Origin of the sequence: Roseivirga sp. (genome assembly GCF_049099775.1) — a bacterium.
Lineage (GTDB): Bacteria > Bacteroidota > Bacteroidia > Cytophagales > Cyclobacteriaceae > Roseivirga.
In genome coordinates, this window is record NZ_JAGDZM010000005.1 from 35,172 (window position 1) to 51,586 (window position 16,415).

General features: G+C 38.8%; 16 protein-coding genes. 9 read left to right on the forward strand and 7 right to left on the reverse strand.

Annotation, left to right across the window (positions count from 1 at the left end):
• Nucleotides 1-15 precede the first annotated feature (15 nt).
• The 3 genes from JXQ92_RS09840 to JXQ92_RS09850 form a co-directional block, all read right to left on the reverse strand.
• Nucleotides 16-543: a hypothetical protein gene (locus JXQ92_RS09840; RefSeq protein WP_421986443.1), complete on the reverse strand. Its 528-nt coding sequence runs from the start codon at nucleotides 541-543 to the stop codon at nucleotides 16-18.
• A gap of 105 nt (nucleotides 544-648) precedes the next feature.
• Entirely contained in the window at nucleotides 649-1,188 is a 540-nt protein-coding gene (hslV, locus tag JXQ92_RS09845) for an ATP-dependent protease subunit HslV (RefSeq protein ID WP_421986444.1), read from the reverse strand.
• A 61-nt stretch (nucleotides 1,189-1,249) separates the two neighbouring features.
• A complete protein-coding gene (locus JXQ92_RS09850; RefSeq protein ID WP_421986445.1) occupies nucleotides 1,250-2,902 on the reverse strand; it encodes a pyruvate dehydrogenase complex dihydrolipoamide acetyltransferase in 1,653 nt (550 codons plus the stop codon).
• A 189-nt stretch (nucleotides 2,903-3,091) separates the two neighbouring features.
• Between JXQ92_RS09850 and JXQ92_RS09855 the strand changes: the two genes are divergently transcribed.
• Nucleotides 3,092-3,790: an SOS response-associated peptidase gene (locus JXQ92_RS09855; RefSeq protein WP_421986446.1), complete on the forward strand. Its 699-nt coding sequence runs from the start codon at nucleotides 3,092-3,094 to the stop codon at nucleotides 3,788-3,790.
• Here the strand turns inward: JXQ92_RS09855 and JXQ92_RS09860 are convergent, their stop codons facing one another.
• A complete protein-coding gene (locus tag JXQ92_RS09860; protein WP_421986447.1) occupies nucleotides 3,791-4,543 on the reverse strand; it encodes a DUF6503 family protein in 753 nt (250 codons plus the stop codon).
• Nucleotides 4,544-4,812: 269 nt separating this feature from the next.
• Here JXQ92_RS09860 and JXQ92_RS09865 point away from each other — a divergent pair, with 269 nt between their 5' ends.
• Genes JXQ92_RS09865 through JXQ92_RS09880 form a run of 4 tightly spaced genes read left to right on the forward strand, consistent with a single transcriptional unit; the run spans nucleotide 4,813 to nucleotide 8,166 of the window.
• Nucleotides 4,813-5,805, forward strand: a complete 993-nt coding sequence (locus JXQ92_RS09865) for a beta-ketoacyl-ACP synthase III (protein WP_421986448.1) — start codon at nucleotides 4,813-4,815, stop codon at nucleotides 5,803-5,805.
• A 3-nt stretch (nucleotides 5,806-5,808) separates the two neighbouring features.
• Nucleotides 5,809-6,384, forward strand: a complete 576-nt coding sequence (locus tag JXQ92_RS09870; RefSeq protein ID WP_421986449.1) for a hypothetical protein — start codon at nucleotides 5,809-5,811, stop codon at nucleotides 6,382-6,384.
• Between the two features lie 53 nt (nucleotides 6,385-6,437).
• Nucleotides 6,438-7,961, forward strand: coding sequence for a hypothetical protein (locus JXQ92_RS09875; protein ID WP_421986450.1), 1,524 nt, complete (start codon nucleotides 6,438-6,440; stop codon nucleotides 7,959-7,961).
• Nucleotides 7,962-8,004: 43 nt separating this feature from the next.
• The gene (locus tag JXQ92_RS09880) at nucleotides 8,005-8,166 is read left to right on the forward strand and encodes a Lacal_2735 family protein (RefSeq protein ID WP_421986451.1); all 162 of its coding nucleotides are present in this window, start codon (nucleotides 8,005-8,007) and stop codon (nucleotides 8,164-8,166) included.
• A gap of 1 nt (nucleotide 8,167) precedes the next feature.
• On the opposite strand, the gene JXQ92_RS09885 is transcribed toward JXQ92_RS09880, so the two are convergent.
• On the reverse strand, nucleotides 8,168-8,950 hold the full coding sequence (locus tag JXQ92_RS09885) for an alpha/beta fold hydrolase (RefSeq protein ID WP_421986452.1): 783 nt from the start codon (nucleotides 8,948-8,950) through the stop codon (nucleotides 8,168-8,170).
• Nucleotides 8,951-9,133: 183 nt separating this feature from the next.
• Entirely contained in the window at nucleotides 9,134-11,296 is a 2,163-nt protein-coding gene (locus tag JXQ92_RS09890; protein ID WP_421986453.1) for a glutamine synthetase III, read from the reverse strand.
• A gap of 238 nt (nucleotides 11,297-11,534) precedes the next feature.
• On the opposite strand from JXQ92_RS09890, the gene mtaB reads away from it, so the two are divergent.
• From mtaB to JXQ92_RS09905, 3 genes are all read left to right on the forward strand, one after another.
• Nucleotides 11,535-12,854 (forward strand): tRNA (N(6)-L-threonylcarbamoyladenosine(37)-C(2))-methylthiotransferase MtaB, encoded by a 1,320-nt coding sequence (gene mtaB / locus JXQ92_RS09895; protein ID WP_421986454.1) that lies wholly within the window; start codon nucleotides 11,535-11,537, stop codon nucleotides 12,852-12,854.
• A 93-nt stretch (nucleotides 12,855-12,947) separates the two neighbouring features.
• Nucleotides 12,948-13,217: a hypothetical protein gene (locus JXQ92_RS09900; RefSeq protein ID WP_421986455.1), complete on the forward strand. Its 270-nt coding sequence runs from the start codon at nucleotides 12,948-12,950 to the stop codon at nucleotides 13,215-13,217.
• Nucleotides 13,218-13,569: 352 nt separating this feature from the next.
• Nucleotides 13,570-13,845, forward strand: coding sequence for a hypothetical protein (locus tag JXQ92_RS09905; RefSeq protein ID WP_421986456.1), 276 nt, complete (start codon nucleotides 13,570-13,572; stop codon nucleotides 13,843-13,845).
• Nucleotides 13,846-13,916: 71 nt separating this feature from the next.
• On the opposite strand, the gene JXQ92_RS09910 is transcribed toward JXQ92_RS09905, so the two are convergent.
• The gene (locus tag JXQ92_RS09910) at nucleotides 13,917-15,026 is read right to left on the reverse strand and encodes a hypothetical protein (RefSeq protein ID WP_421986457.1); all 1,110 of its coding nucleotides are present in this window, start codon (nucleotides 15,024-15,026) and stop codon (nucleotides 13,917-13,919) included.
• A 124-nt stretch (nucleotides 15,027-15,150) separates the two neighbouring features.
• Here JXQ92_RS09910 and JXQ92_RS09915 point away from each other — a divergent pair, with 124 nt between their 5' ends.
• On the forward strand, nucleotides 15,151-16,404 hold the full coding sequence (locus JXQ92_RS09915) for a hypothetical protein (RefSeq protein ID WP_421986458.1): 1,254 nt from the start codon (nucleotides 15,151-15,153) through the stop codon (nucleotides 16,402-16,404).
• Nucleotides 16,405-16,415: the final 11 nt, after the last annotated feature.

Genomic DNA, 16,415 nt, shown 5'->3' on the forward strand with positions numbered 1-16,415 from the left:
CGAAACTAATAATCTTTAATTGGCACCTGACATGATCGTTCCCGAATAGTCGCTTTGACGAAGTATTTTCACTTTGTCAGATCCCATCACTACATAATCAACTCTAAATTTGTTTATGTCTTTAATGCTACCATAGCAAATCAATAATTGTGCTTCACAACCTATAGTGATACACTTTTCGACTTCTTGATCTCTAATGGCAATATTAATCGGTTCTGCATTTGCCCGGGCTAGTACGATACCTGAATTGCCTTGCACTGCTTTTTTGAACGGATAAATATGATACGCTGGACCGAGTTTATCTACCTGAAATTTATTGAGATCAATCTTAGACAAAGCATCATCGGCTAAAAGGGTTACAAAACCATCTTTTACTCCAAGCGCTGCGTTTTCAACGAATTCACCATTTCCTAGGTGCACGGTTGCTCCGAGCAGTAACCTACCTTCTGTCAATTCTTGATAAGAACTTGACAAAGGAGATTCTGCGCAGGAAAAGCCAATTAAGGCCACTAGCGCTATGGCAAAATTTCTCAATACATTCATGGTTCAGCCTTCGATGTAATGGAATATAAGCACCACATCTAAGCGACTTATAAAACTTAAACGTGCTATTCACATTCAGGTTTTTCCGTCGATCTTAACACAAAATTAAGAAATTCTCTCGACAATCAAATTGTGATTGGTGTAAATACAGATGTCAGCAGCAATATTTAAGCTGTCTTCGACAATTTTTTGGCTTTCAAGATGGTCTGCATGCTTTACTAGGGCCTGGGCGGCAGCTTGTGCGTACATACTTCCTGATCCTATTGCAGCAATTCCATTATCGGGTTCCAAAACGTCTCCAGTACCCGATAATATCAATATATCGTCTTTATCAGCAACAATTAACATTGACTCAAGCTTCCTTAAATACCTATCCATTCGCCAATCTTTGGCTAATTCGATGGCCGCTCTTTTCATATTGCCACCATACGCATTCAACTTTTCATCAAATCTTTCTAAAAGTGTAAAAGCATCAGCAGTAGAACCTGCAAACCCGGTTACAATCTTACCATCTTGAAGCTTACGAATTTTCTTTACGTTACTTTTAGCTACAGTATTGCCCATTGTAGCTTGTCCGTCCGCCCCTATTGATACTGAACCATTATGTCTAACCGCTAAAACGGTTGTCGATTTTATTTTGATCATTTCGATATGTCTTAAAAAAAGTAAGTCCCGTATGACTACGGGACTTACAAAACAATGTTTTTTAAACCAGCAGTCTTACAGGGTCTTCAAGTAGCGATTTGAAGTCTTTTAAGAAGGCTGAACCAACAGCACCATCTACCACTCTGTGATCACATGACATGGTCACTTTCATAATATTGCCGATAGCCAATTCACCATCTTTAACAATAGCAGTTTGTTTAATACCACCTACAGCCATAATACATGCATCTGGTGGGTTAATAATTGCTGTAAACTCTTCTATTCCGAACATACCTAGATTCGAAATGGTGAAAGTATTTCCTTCCATTTCATCTGGTTGTAATTTCTTGTCTCGTGCTTTTGCACCAAGGCCTTTAACTTCTGCAGAAATATGAGATAGCGGTTTATTATCAGCAAACTTAACAACTGGTACTAAGAGTCCTTCATCTACAGCTACTGCAACGCCGATATGCACATGATGATTGATTCTAATTCTGTCATCTAACCACGATGAATTAACACCTGGATGTTTTCTAAGGGCAACTGCTACGGCTTTTATTACCATATCGTTGAATGATATCTTCACTGGAGATATTTCATTCATGCTCTTTCTTGCTTCAATGGCCTTATCCATGTTGATTTCCATGGTTAGGTAAAAATGAGGTGCAGCAAACTTACTTTCCCCAAGTCGTCTAGCGATAACTTTACGCATCTGACTTAGCTTCACATCTTCGAAGCTTTCTTCTCCAACTATAGTCGGTAACTGAATTGCCGGAGCAGCGGCTTCAACAGCCCCTGTTGTTTTGCTTGCAATGGCAGGCTGTGCTGCTGGCACATAAGACTCAACGTCTCTTTTGATAATACGACCAGCTTCTCCAGTTCCCTGAACAAGCGCTATATCAATTCCTTTTTCAGATGCTAATCTTTTCGCTAAAGGAGAGGCTTTTACTCTTCCTGAAGGATGTGTCACAGGCGCTTCATTCGCGACAGGGGCTGCGGCGATAGGTTTTTCAGCAACCGGTGCGGCTTCAGCAGGTGCTTCTGGTGCTGTTACTTCAGCAGTATCAGCGTCATTTTGTACATCCGCCTTAATCAGTGTTTCAAAATCAGCTCCTGGCTCTCCGACAATGGCAAGTATTCCATCAACCTTTACAGCTTCACCTTCAGATGCCCCAAGGTATAATACAGTACCGTCATCGTATGACTCATATTCCATGGTAGCTTTGTCAGTCTCGACATCGGCAACCAATTCACCAGATTCCACAGTATCTCCAACTTTCTTATGCCAAGTAGCAATCACACCTTCTTCCATGGTGTCACTCATTTTAGGCATTCTCACGATAGTAGCATTGATACTACTCGTGTCAATCTTTTCACTAGAAACCGCTGCTGCTGGAGCAGGACTTGCAGCTTCAGTGGCTGGAGCAGCTTCTTCGCTTGACGATTCACCATCCAATAATGCCTGATAGTCTTCACCATCTTCACCAACAATGGCCAAAACACCATCTACTTGAACCGCATCACCTTCTTCTGCACCTAAGTAAAGTACCGTGCCATCATGATAAGACTCATAGTCCATAGTGGCTTTATCAGTCTCTATTTCAGCCATTAACTCGCCAGACTCTACTTTATCTCCAACTTTTTTATGCCAAACCGCGATCACCCCTTCTTCCATAGTGTCACTCATTTTGGGCATTTTTACAATTTCAGCCATAAACCTCTGTAAAATTTGAGCACCAAAAATAGCTGTTAATCAGTCTATATTCAAATATATATTCGGCTATCTCTACTCCTTTTTTTCTCAGCTTTTTGCAAACGATTGAACAACACTTATGAGCTTACTCGGATTTCCTGTTGATGAATATTTTTTCATATCTTGAAGCAGATTCTTCAAAACCAATACATGCCGATTAACATCTCAATAGCAGCCAAGGCACAAGTAATAAGCGAACAGTTTGCTGTACAAAACACTGACCTTTATCAGCCGACTTTCAATGCACAACCGAGCGACCTCTTACCGGTAATTACCAGCGAAAATCCAGAAGGGCTTTCGTTTTTCTACTGGGGCATCAACCCCTCATTTACTAAGAAAAAAGGAGTGGCAAGCAAGTTGTTGTATGCGCCAATTGAAGATATCCCCTCAAAACCAAGCTTGAAAAAGTCGCTTCAGCTGCAGCGCTGTATCATTTTAGCCGATAGCTTTTACGATTGGAAAGAAATAGCAAAAAAAGAACAGGTACCTTATCGTTTTCACTTAAAGGACAATAAGCCTTTCGGTATTGCTGGTTTATGGCATACTTTCGAAACAGAAAATGATGAAACCATTCATACTTTCATGATGGTTACTACCCCCGCTTCACACGAAGTAATGAAGGTATCGGAAAGAATGCCTGCCATATTAAATGAAGACTTTACAGTAGAATGGTTAAATGATTCATTGAATGCAGAAAGTATTCTTTCACTCATCAGACCATTTGATGAGGAACACATTTTTCACCACCCGGTGCACCCGAAATTGGCAGATCCTAACTTTAATAGTGATGAACTTTGGAAAAAAGTACCTCCGGCTAACCAGTTTGGTAACCTGACTTTATTTAATTAGTTATTTGGTCAAATCGACCTTGATATTCTCTAATTCTATGTGTGATAGTAATTCGAGTTGCTCTGTTTCGAAAGCGTAATCCAGCTCTTGGGCTGGGAAATCCTTTTTGATCGTGTAATTCTTATAATCCTGAAATCTAATTCCATCAATTTCTCTAGGGTTGTAGGCTTCTCTGAATCGAACGCCACCGCCATTAATGTTAAAACTGTAGGCCAAGTAGTCTATAGTAAAGTCATCTTTATGGATCCAATAGACATAAACGTCTTCAAAATCCTCTCCTCCTCCATTCTCTCCGTAAGTCATTTCAACTTTATAATAAGACTTACCCTTTATTTCGACAGATCGCATAAGTTGGCGATTGACAACAGGGTCATCTAAATTAAAAGGTAGCAACGCAAAATAGATCACAGAGTTAGTCGCAGTTCTATAGCTCCGCATGTTTTCCTGATTCAATTTAATCTCTTCCTGATCGATCATTCTTTTGAACTTGTCATTGGACCAAACATCCTTGACAATGCCTTCTTTACTCTTGAAGGTACGTTCATAAACATACTGACCACTGCTGATTTTTGCCCTGAAATGTCGATTACGGAAATCGAATTCAACTTCCATATTCTCATAATTCTCTCCTCCATGGCGAAGGACAGCTTTTTGGATTACGTCATCTACAGTTAGTGTCTCAGCTGAGTCTCCACAGCTTTCTAAACTTACCAGGCCCACTAACAGTAAACAGAAAAGACTATAATTCTTCATCTATTGAAAAAACCCTATCACCACTGTTACGGAAACAGATGAAACAGGTTGTGAAAGATTTCATTTTTATTTGAACAACCTTAAATGGAAGTCATATGAATATATAATTGGTATAACAATCAAGTATCCCCCTCAAGATGGCCAAATAACTTTACTATTCAATTGATATAATTTTATTTAACTTCCTGCTCGAAATGGAAACATAAGTTGACGCAAGATGCCTAGAATTAACGTGCTACAAATGGCAAGTCGGCTTTAAAGAAATCACTGTGAAAAACTCGAAGATAATAGGCTTGGGACATTACGTGCCCGAAAAAGTCGTCACCAATAACGACCTTGAAAAGATCATGAATACCACCAACGACTGGATCGTTGAAAGAACCGGTATTGAAGAAAGAAGGTGGTTTGTTCCCGGAAAAGACACAGTTTCAAATATGGGGACTAGAGCCACTAAAATAGCTCTTAACAGAGCAGGGTTAGCGGCAAAAGATATCGACTTCATCGTATTTGCGACCATTACACCTGATTATTTCTTCCCAGGCTCTGGAGTATTGCTTCAAAGAGAGCTAGGGATTCAAGGAATTGGTGCATTAGATATCCGAAACGCTTGTTCAGGCTTCATATACGCCCTCTCTATTGCCGACCAGTTTATCAAAACTGGCATGTATAAAACGGTTTTAGTAGTAGGGGCCGAAATACAGTCCTCGGCTTTAGATAAGTCTGACGAAGGCCGATCGAGTTCTGTCATATTTGCAGACGGCGCAGGTGCCGCAATTTTACAGGCAACTGAGAGCGAGGGTGTTCTATCTACCCATTTACATGCTGATGGTGATTATGCTGAAGAACTTTATGTGAAAGACCCAGGCTCTAGTAGAGAAACAAGGCTTTCGAAAGAATTGCTAGACGGCAAAACATTCAACCTTACTATGAATGGAAGTGCGGTATTCAAACATGCGGTTGTAAGGTTTAGTGAAGTTATTACTGAAGCCCTGAAACAAAATGGTTATCAACCTGATGACATAGATTTATTGGTTCCTCATCAAGCCAATTTAAGGATTAGTAATTTTGTGCAGAAACAGTTTAAACTCCCTGATGACAAAGTGTACAATAACATTATGCATTATGGAAACACCACTGCTGCCTCTATCCCTATTGCTATGAGCGAAGCATGGGAAAAAGGTAAAATAAATGAAGGTGATTTAATATGTCTTGCAGCATTTGGTAGTGGGTTTACGTGGGCGTCAGCATTAATTCGTTGGTAGCAGATGTTTACAAATGAGCAGCTAGACTTTCTCACATCTAAAAAGAATTTTTTAATCAAAAATGAGGTCGATCAAGAAGTTGCGCAACTACTGAATAGATTTCAATCTTCTATTGCTGGTCTAATCGATAATAAGGGAATAGCTTTCCCTTCGAAGGTGAGCAAGTTACCCACTAAAATAACTAAGGGGAACAATCATAATGGCTTCCCTTTTCAAGTAAGTGACTACCCCGCGAACCTTTCAAAGGATAACATTTTCACCTTTAGAGCTACTATTTGGTACGGAAATATATTTTCCTTCGCGGTAATTCTGAGCGGGGAACCAAAACTTAATTATCGCGAAAAGCTAAAGACTCTATTGAATAAAGGTTTCTCCGTTACGCTAAATGAGGAAGTATGGCAAACAGAAATAACACCTCAAAACACCCTACCATTTACTGATCAAAACACTCCTCTTATTTTAAATAAAATTCGTGAATCCGAAAGCTTTAAAATATTCAAGTCGTTCAAAATGAATCATATTTCCGATTTTGAACGTTTAGGAATTGACTGTTTTAAAGAATTATTTTTGTCGAACTAATTGGCTCAATATTTGTTTTCAAGATGATGTCTCAACCAGGCAGTCTATTGCATATGAACAAACACAAGCTATTGCTCTGTACGCTTCTCTCCCTACTATCCTTTAATTTCTTAGGTGCACAGATTCAGTCATTCGAACTTATTTATCCTTTAAACGAATCGGAATTAACTTCACAAGGACAGTCAATCGATGGTAAAAAAACCGGAGTTTGGGCTTCATATACTAAGGATAGCGTTTACTTTCAAACTGGGCAATACCTGAACAATCAAAAAACAGGGACCTGGATTATCTATATTGACAAGCTGGAAAGGGCCCGAATGATTTTCGAATCTGACAACCTTCTTGGTGCATATCGTCTCTTTTACCCTGATGGCAAGGTAGCCGTGTTTACTTCTTTCAAAGAAGACAAACTACATGGAGATTGGAAGTCTTACACAGAAGATGAAAAAATTCTAGACAAGGGTTCATTCGAAAATGGTCAAAAAATAGGCAAATGGCTCTCTTACCACAAGTCGGGCGAAATAGAAATTGCCTCCGAATACAAATCGGGGCTGCTAGAAGGCCCCTACTCTGTATTTGACGAATACGGTTATAAAATTATCCAAACAAATTATAAAGCTGGACTACTCCATGGAGAATGGGAGAAGTATAATGAAGATGGAGAAACTATTGAAAAAGGAAATTTCAATGAAGGCAAGCGAATAGAGAAATGGACATATTACCATTTTGGGTCAATTGTAGCGGCCTATGAGTATTACGACAAAAAGGGTCAAAAAACTGGCACTTGGAAAAGTTACCACCTGAACAGACGAGAGGCCGATGTAATTTCTTATGTAGACGATAAACCGGTGGGACGCGCAGAAAGCTGGTATGACAACAAGCAACTTAGTGCAAGAGCTTTTTATCGGCTTGGTCTTCTAGACAGTGCATCCATTGAATACTACAGAAATGGAGCAAAAAAAGCTGAAGGAAATTATGACCTTGGCTCAAAGTCTGGCGCCTGGAAATACTTTCATGATAACGGGATGATCGCTGAATTTGGTGTTTACAAAACTGACAAAAGAACTGGAAACTGGAAGTTCTTCAATGAGTCTGGCCAACTCTTGAGCGAAGGGGACTACCTTCAGGACCTTCAGAATGGACAATGGTTCATCTATTATACGAGTGGAAAACTTGAATCAATAGGCAGTTATAAAGCTGGAGAAAAAGACGGGCTTTGGGGCTACTTCCATAAAGATTCAAAACCAATGAAAGAAGAAACTTGGGCTAATGGCAAGCTAATGAGCATCTCTCCTTTTACAGACAGTAGCGGAGATACATTAGAAACAGGCACACTTACTGAAGGAAACGGTAAAGTCATAAACTACTATGCCAATGGTAAGAAATTCTCTGAAGGCCCTTATAAAAACGGGTTTCCAAATGGGCTTTGGGTTTTTTATGATGAGCGTGAAAGGAAGTTGACTGAAGGGCAACTCACAGAAGGGATTCGAGAAGGGAAATGGAAAGTCTTTGCACGAAACGGAAGGTTGCTAAATGAAGAAACTTACCTTAATGGAGAAGTTATAGAGGATAATTAAACAATCTCATTATAACGCATGTTAAAAGGCAAAACATAAAAACATGGGTTGGTTTAGCAGAAAATCAGAAAAGGAAAAACTTCAAGATCAATACAAAAAACTGGTAGATGAGGCTTACAAGCTTTCTCACAGCGATCGGAAAGCAAGTGATTTAAAAACTGCTGAAGCAGATGCACTCATTAAGCGTATTGAAGCAATGGACTAAACTAGTTCTCCCTTTTCAATTCATCCAACAATTCAAAAATCTTCTTTTTAATTAAACCATATTCATTCCAAGGCAAAAAGTGATTCTGTTCTTCTAGAAACACAATATCCTTTTTTGCATTCACCAACATGCTATCTGCAAAAGCGGCATTCCCTGGGTGAACAAGGTTATCTTTCCCTCCTTGAATGACAATGCTTGGAATTTTGATACGCTCCCAAAGCGGTAGCATTAACTCTAATTCTTCATCCAAGAAAATGAGCTCTTCATTGGATATCCTAAAAATCCTTGGCGCAATGGCTCCAATTACCGGCCAACGCATTGGAACTCGAAACCAATCTTCATCTGGCTCAAGCGCTGGATCTAGGGCTGGTGCCAGCATAATGATGCCATCTACTAATTCTGGGTAATCCATTGCCATTCTGGCCACCATTGGTCCACCAAGAGAATGACCGATTAATATCCTGGGAGCAGGAATAGCTTCAATCATTGGCTTTAATAAATTTGCTTGTTCTTCTAAAGATCGGATGGGTTTCCCAAAACTCGATTTTCCAAAACCAGGCCTATCAGGTGATGCAAGGTTTGCTTTATTGTATAGCGTACTGTCCTTAAAGTAAGAAGCAAATGCATCCCATGAACCGGGGGTACCGTGTATAAAGACTAAACTCGCCTCCTTTTGAAGATCAAGATATTTATAGTGCATTTCATAATCTTCAACAGAATAGAATTTACTCTCAGGCACAAATTCAGCATCGGCATAGTACTTTTCTACCTTTTTATCAGACATCGAAAAACTCACACACCCACTCACTACTTGAGTTAGGATGATGAACAGAATGAATGTTGAAAGACAACCAATCCTTACCCTTTTACGCCATTTCCCCATAATATCTCAGAATAAAGAATACAACTAAATAAAAAAACCACGCTAAAGCTAGCGTGGTTTCAATTCTATCATCTTTCTTAAAGATTATCTTAAGAAGAGCATCTCTCTATATTTCAGCAAAGGCCAATCTTCGTCATCTAGCAGTAACTCTAGTTTATCAACTGCTACTCTAATAGCATCGAAGTATTTTCCTTTAATTCTTTCGCTATAAGCAATGGCTCTTTCACGCGTATCCTCAATCTTATTAACCTGCCCTCTCTCCTTGTTCATATCTACAATTTGAGTTTGGATGGTATTAATGTGACCGTTTACTTTTTCAAGAATCGTTTTCACATGGCTGTTATCAAGACCAAATTCAGCTAAACCTGTTCCATTAGCCATCAATTTAGTCTGGTACCTAAGGGCAGCTGGCACAACTTGAGTCATTCCTAACTCGCTAATAAGTCTAGCTTCAATCTGTAACTTCATAATGTAGTTCTCATGCTGAATTTCATTTCTAGCTTCCAGCTCAAGTGCACTCATTACGTTAAAATCTTGGAAAAGCGATTTGGCACTATCAGTTACATAAGCATCTAAGGCACGAGCCGATTGCTTCACATTTGGCAAACCTCTCTTTTCAGCTTCATCTTCCCAATCTTGAGAGTAACCATCGCCTTCAAAACGAATAGCTTTTGAAGCTTTGATATATCCTCTTAGCTCATTGACAATGGCAATCTTTTTGTCTTCGCCTTTATCAATACGCTGACTAACCATATCGTAGAATTCTTTCAATTGCTTTGCAACAATTAAATTCAATACTGTCATAGGCTCAGCCACATTCTGATCTGATCCAACAGCTCTGAATTCGAACTTATTTCCAGTAAATGCGAATGGAGAAGTTCTGTTTCTATCAGTGTTATCAAGTATGATTTCAGGAATTTTATCAATTCCCAACTTCATATACATATTATCACCTTTATCAACCTGAAGGTCACCGTTATTTTCTAAGGCATCTAAAACTGCCGTTAACTGAGAGCCTAAGAAAACAGACATAATTGCAGGAGGAGCTTCATTGGCACCCAATCTATGATCGTTACCAGCAGAGGCAATACTCGCTCTTAAAAGACCTGAGTTATCATGAATAGCTTTGATTGTATTAACCAAGAAAGTCAAGAACTGAAGGTTTTCCTTAGCACTCGAACTTGGCTGAAATACGTTTACTCCTGTTGAAGTAATAAGCGACCAGTTATTATGCTTTCCGCTACCATTAAGTCCAGCAAAAGGTTTTTCGTGGAACAAAACTTTTAAAGAATGACGTTCAGCAACACGATCCATTACATCCATCATTAAGGAGTTATGGTCAGTCGCAATGTTGATGTCTTCAAACAAAGGCGCTACTTCAAATTGCGAAGGTGCAACCTCGTTGTGACGCGTAGAGACAGGAATACCTAATTTTAGACATTCTATCTCAAAATCTTTCATATAGTTATAAACTCTACTTGGAATTGAACCAAAGTAGTGATCGTCTAACTGTTGCCCTCTTGCAGGGTGGTGGCCAAACACTGTTCTTCCAGCCATTACCAAATCAGGACGAGCATTATACAATGCTCTGTCGATAACAAAGTACTCTTGCTCGCAACCGAGAGAAATACTCATGCCATTCACATTTCTGTCGAATAATTGACAAACCTTAGTAGCTGTTTTATTAATCGCATCAGATGCTTTCAATAAAGGTGTCTTATAATCTAGGGCTTCACCGGTATAAGAAACAAATACTGTTGGAATACAAAGTGTACGACCCCAGATAAAAATTGGAGAACTAGGATCCCAAGCTGTATAGCCTCTTGCCTCGAAAGTTGATCTAATACCACCATTCGGGAATGATGATGCATCTGGCTCTTGCTGGATGAGCGCAGAACCTTTCAAAATTTCAACACCTTTCTGTGCATTGAAAAAAGAGTCATGTTTTTCAGCAGTAGAACCAGTAAGTGGTTGGAACCAGTGCGTATAATGAGTGATACCTTTTGAAAGGGCCCAAGTTTTGACTGCAGAAGCGATTTGATTAGCCGTTTCTACGTCAATTTTTTTCCCTTTGTTAATGGCATTTTGAACCTTGCTGAATGTTTCAGGAGCAAGAGCAGAACGCATCTTGTTCGTATCAAAAACATCGGCGGCAAAGAAATCAGAAATCTTATCTGATGGAGCAATTACCCTATCTGTAGTTCTGTTTTGAACTACATCTAGTGCGCGCTGGCGTTGATTGGACATAACTTATTAGTTTTTCGATTTAATTTCAATGGCAAAACTAACACTTTTACGTTTTCATAATCAAAATATCGCATAATTAATTACCAAAAACGATATAAAAACGAAAATCAAATAAAATTAGGGTCAAAAAAGACCCTTTTTGATTTTTTTCTCAAAAAATTATATCAAACCTCTTCAGCATTAAAATGGTCTAGAAATAGATCAAAAAACAACTACCTTTGCCGCACGATTGATAAAAATGAAAAAAGTAGCATTCTATACGCTTGGCTGTAAGCTGAACTTCTCCGAAACTTCTACGATCGCTCGTGGTTTTGAAGAGAAAGGCTATCAGAAAGTTGGGTTCTCTGAAGAACCAGACATTTTCATTATAAATACTTGCAGTGTTACTGAAAACGCTGATAAGAAATGTAAAAAGATTGTAAAAGAGGCGCAAAAAGTAAACCCTAATGGCTATGTCGCTATTATTGGGTGTTACGCACAATTAAAACCTAAAGAAATCTCCACTATTCCGGGTGTTGATGCCGTTTTAGGTGCTGCAGAGAAATTTAGGTTATTAGAATTATTAGATGGCTTTGTTAAACCTGCGGAAGCCAGAGTACTCGCTTCCGAAATTAAGGAAGCTAAATCCTTCAATAACGCCTACTCTATTAATGATAGGACAAGAACCTTTTTAAAGGTTCAAGATGGTTGTAATTACCATTGCGCATTTTGTACCATTCCATTGGCAAGAGGTAAAAGTCGAAGTGATACGATAGAGAACATTTTAAAATCGGCTGAAGATATTGCTAAAACGGATGTGAAAGAAGTGGTATTGACCGGCGTTAATATCGGTGACTTTGGTATCGTCAATGGAAAACGCGAGGAAAGATTCATCGATTTGGTAAGGGCCATTGATCAAGTCGAAGGAATTGACCGCATCAGAATTTCTTCTATCGAGCCCAACCTTCTGACCAATGAGGTGATTGAGTATGTGAGCAAATCGGAAAGGTTTGTGCCACATTTCCATATACCACTCCAATCAGGAAACAATAAGATTCTTCGTGCAATGCGCAGAAGGTATTTGCGCGAGTTATACGAAGATAGAGTTAACAAGATCAAGCAATTGATGCCCAATTGCTGTATAGGGGTTGATGTGATTGTAGGCTTTCCTGGCGAAACAGAAGCTGACTTCTTAGAAACTTATAACTTCCTGAACGAACTTGACATTTCCTATCTGCATGTATTTACTTATTCAGAAAGAGCGAATACGACTGCGGCAACTATGGATAACGCAGTACCGCTGAAAGTTAGACAGCAGAGGTCTAAGATGCTGCGCATTTTGTCTGAGAAGAAAAGACGCAGTTTCTACGCTTCTCAACTTGGCACCACTCACACAGTTCTTTTTGAAGATGATATTGAGAATGGCTTAATGCATGGTTTTACCGAAAATTATGTTAGAGTTGCGGCTAAATACGATCCACTCCTTATCAATGAGCTAAAAACACTCACACTCACTGAAATTAATGACAATGGAACGGTTGCGGTAGAGGAGGCTGAGCCAATGCTCGAAACGCACTAAGCGCCCCTACTTCCAATATTCGAGAATATTTCGCCTCCTCAACTATTACCTTAGTTATAATTTCGTATATTAATAGAACAAAACATTAAATGTATGAGAAAAGGAAGCCTAAGAGTATCGAGTTTAATGATGTCATTTGGAGGTGGTGCATCTCAAAGAAGTTATGCATTTGAAACAACTCAAAACCAAATGATTAGAGGACCACGTCGTCCGATAATCAAAGTTCAAAAACTGACTAGTGAGCAGAAGAGAGAGGTTAAAGAGTCCATTTTGACTTATCGTAAATCAGACTTCAAACAAACGACTCTTATTGTGGCGTTAACGGTTTTAGTGAGCTGCACATTACTCCTTATATTAAGCTAACTCGAATCATTTCGAATACTACTCACCAAATCATTAAGAGTCATTCCAAAACGGATGCATTTGAATTCTTACCTGCTTTCTTTAATGCCAACCACGGAATAGTAACGTCATTAATCAAAGTAATGCTTTGATCAGCCTTTCACTAAAACTAAACATCAAATAATCACTGGATTTTGAGTTGAAAATCAGTTCTACTGTTTACCATAGTAAATATCAATTAACTGTTTATCAGCACTTTGAATCAAAATTGATAGTATTACTATTATTTTAATTATAAATACTTTCAACTTTGAAACTTATTATATCATTTCGCGTATAAAGAGATAGTAATCGCAAACTAAAATTTAAAGTTATGATAGGAGTTAATTCAACAGGAGCATTCGGAACACACAACGCCAATCAGTCCCTTCTAAACACGAGAAAAGGCAGACCATTTCTACAAAGTGGAGCTGTCCGTAGATTTCAGAATTCAAACATAGAACTAGCGATTCAAGAACCTTCGACTAGTAAACGCGAACAGTTTAAGTCTTGGCTTAGAAAAGATAATGCGACTGAAAGAAAAATCAGTCTTTTAACACTGGCAGTTTCATTGCTAGCAGCAAAAGTACTACTGCTGCTTATCGCATAATTGACAATAAACACACTTGATATAATTGAAAACGGGAGACATAATGTCTCCCGTTTTTGTGAATCAGGAATCTAATCTACTTTAACTCCTAATTTATTTTCAAAAGCGGCCATTAAGCCCCATCCTCCAAAGTTTTCGGATACAGCGATCCATAATTCATTCTTACCTTTTTTAAGCGGCAGGTATACGGCATCGAAATAGCCCATAGTGCCTAGAAACCTATAGTCTCTCGTTCTAAATCCATCATTTCCGCTGGCCATTAGCTTTCCATTAAAGAAAACTCTTGCCCGATCGCTAAACCCATATCGCAGCGCCTTTACTTGCACCTTATCAGAAACGATAGTGATTTTCGCAAATACCGTGTTATTATTCCCTTCATTTTGAGCTACCCTCGCTAGGTTTGCTTTACCACTCCTCTCCGACTTCAAAGCTGTCCATGTTAGGCTCTTAAACTTCTTCTGATTTAAGTCATATATGGATTCTAATTCTCGCTCCGAAAAGCTATTGGACACCTGCCAAGTGCTGATAACATTTTCATCTATAGACTGTAAGTCCTTGCGCTTACTTTTAAAAGCAGGGTTTGGGCTAGCTTTAAGCTTTACATTGGCAAAATGGAATGGCGAAGGACCTCCGCCAGACAACCTAATCGTGCCAGCCTGCGGTGCTCTTTTAAGTTCAGGTATATAAAGTAATGGCGTATCCATATCATTGATATATACCTCCGCATCAGTTTCAGCTAAAACTAACTTTATATGATTCCATGCATTCATCTTGTAGGATATTGGAGCTGCATTTCCAGCACCATAATAGAGCTGCCACCCACTTAAGCCGTTAAAGACCGGAGTATATTGATTCGCATCAAGGTTACCAGATTGGTGTGGTCTAATGTAGAACTCTTCATAATTCGACTCATCTTCAATTCGGAATTGAATACCAGGAAAGCCCCGCCTTTCAGTAACATATATATCATATTCAATAACACCAGTTTTAAAAAACACATCCTCTTTCAATTTGGCAACTCCATTAAATAAATAAAGGCTTTGCTGTCCTTTGAAATTTTCGAAAACATGACCTCTGCTGTTTACTTCCCAGTATTCAGGCGTAAGTGGTAATTCTTGTGCCTTTAAAAATGTTGTACAGATGAGTATTGCCAGGCTAATTGTGATTCGTTGTTGTTTCATTTTGATTGTTTTTTATCTCACAAGTCACGATGAATAATTTCGAAAGTTGAGGATAAGGCTATTCAAGTCTGTTCAAAGTTGTGCAACCCAATTCACAAGAAAAGAGTACTTAACTTTGAGGAAGATGAATCACGAATTGCTGAAATACTGTTTAATGCGAATTGAGCAAAAGCTCAATTGGGCTTCAAGCGATCTATGGTTGAACCAAGATTTCGAATTACTCAGTGATAAAATATTTGACGAAACAGGCATTAAACTAAGTGTAACAACGCTTAAACGGGTTTGGGGGAAAGTAAACTACAATAGTGACCCAAGTATTTCAACCCTTAACGCACTTGCCAATTTCATTGGATTTGAGAATTGGAGTGAACTTAAGAATAAGAAAAAACCAAGTAGCGCAAACATAAAAGCTACAGAAACTTCTAAACGTCCACGCAATAAACAATTGACCATATTATCGCTTGTCGTTGTAATAACAATTTTCGTTTTAGCCATCTCAAGAGCATCACTAGGCAACGAGAAAATTGATTATGATGGTATTCAGTTTGATGTCAATCCGGTTACAATAGGCCTTCCAAATTCTGTAGTCTTTAATTATAGTTTTGGAGATAATGATTTTGACAGTACCAGTATTCAACAGTCGTGGAATGCTGACCTAACTTTTGACATTCAGCCAGAAGGAACAGAAGCTACAGGCATTTACTATTACCCAGGGTATTTTCAGGCCAAGCTGATTGCTAATGGTATGATATTGAAAGAAAAAGGATTGAAAGTTGGTACTGAAGGATGGATGGCCACCATTCAAAGTGAGGATGTACAACCTCGATATTTATACTATGGTGAATTAGTAAATGAGGATCACTTAGGCCTTAAGCCATCAGAAAACGAGGCTTTACATGCCGAAGAAAGGGACAAAGCAAGGGTACTGACCTATCATTATTTCGATGAGTTAGAAATGGTTTCGAGCAAGGCTTTTACTTATGAAATCAGATTTAGAAATACTTACAATAAGAGCAATGGCATTTGCAAAAATGTTCAATTATTAGTTCATGGCACAGAATCTGTTTTCCTGACACCGCTTTCTATTCCTGGCTGCACAAGTAACCTAAGCTTGATTACTGGTGGAAAAACTTTTTCAGGGAAAGAAAACGACCACTCCATGTTCGGTATTAAAGGTTCTGATTGGCAGGTATTAAAACTGAGCGTAGCCAATCGGCGAGCAGAATACTTCTTGAATGATGAGCTAATCTTAACAAAAGATAATGTAAACGGGATCGGGCCTATTGTAGGCTTTAAGGTGAGGTTTGAAGGTGCCGGAGAAATAGACTTCCTCCGGCTTTCCAACAATAATGAATTAGTTTTTGAGGAAGATTTTTAGCCTCCTCCTTC

Bases quoted from the DNA above. Each gene is read 5' to 3' on its own strand.
- JXQ92_RS09840 (WP_421986443.1), bottom strand. From the start codon at position 543: ATGAATGTATTGAGAAATTTTGCCATAGCGCTAGTGGCCTTAATTGGC.
- hslV (WP_421986444.1), bottom strand. From the start codon at position 1,188: ATGATCAAAATAAAATCGACAACCGTTTTAGCGGTTAGACATAATGGT.
- JXQ92_RS09850 (WP_421986445.1), bottom strand. From the start codon at position 2,902: ATGGCTGAAATTGTAAAAATGCCCAAAATGAGTGACACTATGGAAGAA.
- JXQ92_RS09855 (WP_421986446.1), top strand. From the start codon at position 3,092: ATGCCGATTAACATCTCAATAGCAGCCAAGGCACAAGTAATAAGCGAA.
- JXQ92_RS09860 (WP_421986447.1), bottom strand. From the start codon at position 4,543: ATGAAGAATTATAGTCTTTTCTGTTTACTGTTAGTGGGCCTGGTAAGT.
- JXQ92_RS09870 (WP_421986449.1), top strand. From the start codon at position 5,809: ATGTTTACAAATGAGCAGCTAGACTTTCTCACATCTAAAAAGAATTTT.
- JXQ92_RS09875 (WP_421986450.1), top strand. From the start codon at position 6,438: ATGAACAAACACAAGCTATTGCTCTGTACGCTTCTCTCCCTACTATCC.
- JXQ92_RS09880 (WP_421986451.1), top strand. From the start codon at position 8,005: ATGGGTTGGTTTAGCAGAAAATCAGAAAAGGAAAAACTTCAAGATCAA.
- JXQ92_RS09885 (WP_421986452.1), bottom strand. From the start codon at position 8,950: ATGTCTGATAAAAAGGTAGAAAAGTACTATGCCGATGCTGAATTTGTG.
- JXQ92_RS09890 (WP_421986453.1), bottom strand. From the start codon at position 11,296: ATGTCCAATCAACGCCAGCGCGCACTAGATGTAGTTCAAAACAGAACT.
- mtaB (WP_421986454.1), top strand. From the start codon at position 11,535: ATGAAAAAAGTAGCATTCTATACGCTTGGCTGTAAGCTGAACTTCTCC.
- JXQ92_RS09900 (WP_421986455.1), top strand. From the start codon at position 12,948: ATGAGAAAAGGAAGCCTAAGAGTATCGAGTTTAATGATGTCATTTGGA.
- JXQ92_RS09905 (WP_421986456.1), top strand. From the start codon at position 13,570: ATGATAGGAGTTAATTCAACAGGAGCATTCGGAACACACAACGCCAAT.
- JXQ92_RS09910 (WP_421986457.1), bottom strand. From the start codon at position 15,026: ATGAAACAACAACGAATCACAATTAGCCTGGCAATACTCATCTGTACA.
- JXQ92_RS09915 (WP_421986458.1), top strand. From the start codon at position 15,151: ATGAATCACGAATTGCTGAAATACTGTTTAATGCGAATTGAGCAAAAG.